Annotated in this window: 2 protein-coding genes and 2 pseudogenes; all 4 read right to left on the minus strand. The window is 51.4% G+C overall.

Annotated features, from left to right (window positions below):
• Positions 1–540 precede the first annotated feature (540 nt).
• A pseudogene (locus tag NW852_RS11885) lies at positions 541–1,258 on the minus strand (helix-turn-helix domain-containing protein).
• A gap of 535 nt (positions 1,259–1,793) precedes the next feature.
• Positions 1,794–2,792, minus strand: a pseudogene (locus NW852_RS11890) (chlorophyll a/b binding light-harvesting protein); the annotation flags it as partial.
• A 29-nt stretch (positions 2,793–2,821) separates the two neighbouring features.
• Positions 2,822–3,307, minus strand: a complete 486-nt coding sequence (locus NW852_RS11895; protein ID WP_414362571.1) for an allophycocyanin subunit beta — start codon at positions 3,305–3,307, stop codon at positions 2,822–2,824.
• A gap of 239 nt (positions 3,308–3,546) precedes the next feature.
• Positions 3,547–4,020, minus strand: a complete 474-nt coding sequence (gene apcD / locus NW852_RS11900) for an allophycocyanin subunit alpha-B (RefSeq protein ID WP_414362572.1) — start codon at positions 4,018–4,020, stop codon at positions 3,547–3,549.
• Between the last annotated feature and the right edge of the window lie 207 nt (positions 4,021–4,227).

Here is a 4,227-nt window from a genome sequence, read left to right on the forward strand (position 1 = left end):
GATCAAGCCAATTAGAGAGTTTCACCCCAGAATTGAAAACCTCAATGCCACTCACCTAATCGGTTCAGGAGAGCATAGCTGTAAAGCCTATCTGCCTCACTTGGAGTTTCTTCTGGATCAGAAGCTGGACTGGAAAGCTCGCAGCAGCCACCTGATCTAGCCTATGCCAAGCCAGATGGTTTCTGCCCCAGCCACAAGAGAGGATCCCTGTTCGATATCCATCTCTGGAACTGCCGGGATCCCACTCGAGATTGCTAAAGAGCTTGCTTTGCCGTGGTCGGCACGCAGCCTGGCTGCGCAAGAATAAATATCCCAACTGACGGCTATCTTGAGCCTACGCCTGGATGCCGGGGTAGGCGATTGGTCAGGCCACCAACATCGACAGTGATGGCAGCTCTCGCCACGGCCTATCCCTGCTTCACCTAACGCTCCAATCTATCTTCATCTGAATGCACGGGATCCCCCACCGCGGTGGGGAGGGGTAGCGCCTAATATACAGTACCAGTCTGCCCCAAGTTCTGACTACAGCCTGTTAAAGAATCAAGGGGTACAGTAGCAACACTTAGCAAACCAACTTCGGAAGCAGGATGGATTGATCAGGAGTAAACAAGTCTGCACTATCTGCTCCACGCTATACTTTCCAACTCTGGAAAGCTGCCGAATAAAATGCTTCAACACCGACCCCATCATCTCAATAGGATTCAATTCCGGTGAATACACAGGCAGGTAGACGATAATGATAGGCTCTTTGACCGCGTAAACTCCGAGCTACTCCCCCTTCCATTCCCTCCCACACCCCTGTCTGGTCAAGGGTAATCAAATCTTCTGCTGGAATATCTCTGACTTCTTGACTATAAGCTAGCCGTTCTCTGTGCACCTCCTCTTCTTGCACTCTCCCACTGCGGTAAGTCTTTTGTTAGAGTCATTCCTTGCTTTTTCAAGCAATTGTGTATCGTGACGGTACTCGCGTCAATTGCTAAGCATTCCCGCAACAGTTCTTGATACCGCCACAGGTAGAAGTTTGGGTGTTCTGCCATAGTTGCCATCACTTCCTGTCAATGTTGTTCCAAAATACCCACTTGCTTCGTACCTAACTTTACTTGGGGGTTAAATCCTGAGTTTGTTGGTACTGTCGCACCCAGCGGTGTACTGTTCTTTTGGTTACCATGAACCGTTCGGATACCTGGCAGATGGAGATCTGACCTGCCTGATAAGCTGTTACAACTCTCTGCCGTAAATCCAAAGAATGGGTTGGCATCCCCTTCTCTCCTTCCTTTTGAAACTGTACCCTGTTCTAAATTAACAGGCTGTACTTAGAACCCTAGCAAAACAGAAAGCTCTCAGGAAAAGCAATTGCCTCTCCCGGAGCTTAAACCGTGTTAGGTTAGAGCTTAAATCTAGGCCTTGCCCGGCTCATAAAAGATGCTGGGCACGGGTTGGGAGAACCTTGAGACATCGATCTCTGGTTTGCGCGGCCCATAGTCCATCTTCAGATCAGGAGGCTGAAAGAAATTCTCTACCTTTGCAGGCTCATAGAAGATCCATCTTCTAGGGGTGTAATTGACCTGATAAAGAGTTTTTCGGATACCGTTTACTAGGGATGACGACCCTGAGCCAAACCCTTGCTGCGGTTGATACAAATAGACATTCTCCAAGGATACTGAGAGGGGCTCAGGATCGGCGAAGGGAGGCTCATAGCAAAGCGCAGGATTTGGCTGAGGTTGACACTGAAATTGAACCTGATACACAGCTTCAGAAGTCATTTCCTGCCGGGCCTGCTGCCAGGACTGCAGTACCTTGCCAATATCAAAGCCCATAGCCCGCTGAAAATGCCACAGGGATCCCTGGAGGAAGAAGAAGGCCAAGTAGAAGTGAGCGTTGGCCAGCCAGACCCTTGAGGAGTAGTTCCAGGCCCCCGCTTGGTTGGGATCGAAGTAGTAGGGGGTGAGGGCCGACTTTAGCTGCAGAGTTGGCCCATAAAACTCCACCGGATAGGCCAGTGAGTTAAACCCACAATAGTAAGAGGCTGTAAATCCGGCTAAGGCAACACCAAACAGAGAGTAGGAGAGGATCCCGTCTGCTGAAAAGAGAAAGCGAGCTTTAACCCACTCAAAGGGTGGAACCAGGATGTGCCACACCCCTCCCAGCAAGAGAAGAGCTGCCACATAAATGTGGCCTCCCACCAAGTCTTCCAAATTATCGACATCGAACAGATGGGTGCGGTAGTTCCAAAGAGTGGCAAAATCCAAAGTTGGGGACCTGACCAGGCGCACCTGAGCAGTGGTGGCGTCGTACAGCCCTCCAAGCAGCATCGCCTTGGCCACCAGCAGCAGGGATCCCAGGCCCAAGATGAGTAGGTGGTGCCCCAAAATTATCCCCAGTGTTTTGGCATCATCCCAGGCAAAGTGAAACTTGGCAGCCTTGCCGAACTCCATATCTAGGCGGGGGGAAAGTTGGGTTTGGTGGAAGTAGGCACCCCAAGCCAACACGCCGGCAGCCACCAGGTGAATCGAGGCAATGGCCACATAGGGGAAAGTATTGACGATCTGGCCACCGGGGCCGACCCCCCATCCCAGTGTGGCCAAGTGGGGCAGCAAAATCAACCCCTGCTCGTACATTGGCAAATCTGGCGAGAACTTGGCCAGCTCAAACAAGGTGAAGCCGCCCGCCCAAGCCATGATCAAGGCTGCGTGGGCCACATGCGCCACGATAAAGGTATTGGAGAGGTCGATCAATCGAGCGTTACCTGACCACCAGGGGTAAGCGGATGGGTGCATCCTCTTGGCATTCATGGGTAGTTCCTCAGTAAGTCCAGGCGCGTTTAGCTCAGACCGGCAATGATGTGGTCAAGATAGGCAGCCATTTCTTGACTTGCCTCTGGGTCCAGACTTTCTGCTAGCACCTCCTTCATTGCATTGAGGGCTTGAATGACGCGATCGATGGGGACTCCCAGAGTGATGTAAGTCTCTTTCAGACCTCTCAATACCCGCTCATCTAGGATGGAAGGATCGGCGGCCAGCATGGCATAGGTGGCATAGCGCAGAAAATAGGTTAGATCCCGCAGGCAGGCTGCGTAGCGCCGGGTGGGATACATATTGCCCCCCGGCAGGGTAATATCCCCGTAGAGCAAGCTCTTAGCAACGGTCTTGCTGATAATGCTGCTAGCGCTGGAGCTGATAATCTTGGCTGCTTTGACGCGCATGCTGCCACTTTGGAAATAGCGACTTAATTGCTCCAGGGCTGCGGCATCTAAGTAGGAGCCTTTCTCGTCAGCAGGATTGATCAGAGAAGTGATGGTGTCTTTCATGGCTTTTCCTCCAGGAATTATCTAGGAACTGGTTTTTCGAAGCAATTGGGCATTTCCTGACCATCTTTTGCCCAGGCATTGCCCCCGAGGACTCCATTGCAACCTAAGACACCTCAGAGCCCGCAGGTCAAGCCTGTAAAACGAACCTAGACCTCAAACTCACTATCCAAAAGTGGCACACACCGGCTCTCCAGTAAAACTTAGAACTGGTCAGAAGCGCGGCGAACCAACTTACCTATTCAAAAAGCGCGAATGAGTCTGTCGAAGTAGGGAGCAGCTAAAGCCATCTCTTCCGGAGAAAGAATACCGGCGGCTACGTCTTTCAGGCAGCTCATCGCCACCCGCAGGTTTGGCAGCGGCACGCCCAAAGACATGTACATTTCTCGCATACCGTTCAGGCCAATGTCCTCCAGCGGCTTATCGTTGCCTGCCAAGATGCAATAGCTAATTAGGCGGATGTACCAACCTTGATCTCGCTGGCAGAGGGCAGTTTTTTGGGGGTTGCCCTTGTTGCTGGGGGTGTTAGGGCATTTGGCCCAAAAACGTTTGCTGCCTTCTTGGACAATTTTTTGCTCGTTCTCTGCTAACTTTTGGGCGGCTCGGATACGCACTTGACCTTTGCTGAAGAAGTCTTCTAGCTTGGCGATCTCGGCACTGCTGAGGAAGCGATCGGCCGCATCCGACTGCGCGATGACTTGGGCAACAAGGCTCATAGGTTTTCGACGAGGAACGCTCTACAGGTAACAAAGTAAGTCAGATCCTCAAGATCGAAACCACTTATTAAGAAAAAGTTGTGAATTGAAACTTACTTGCAACAAATTCCCTCTGACCTGCGCTTTTAGTACCGCAATAACCTTGACCCCCTCTTTACCGACCAGGGCGATTGCCAAGGTTTTGAATCGTATCTATTGCTACAGAAT

It is taken from the genome of Synechococcus sp. H60.1, assembly GCF_047462335.1.
GTDB lineage: Bacteria > Cyanobacteriota > Cyanobacteriia > Thermostichales > Thermostichaceae > Thermostichus.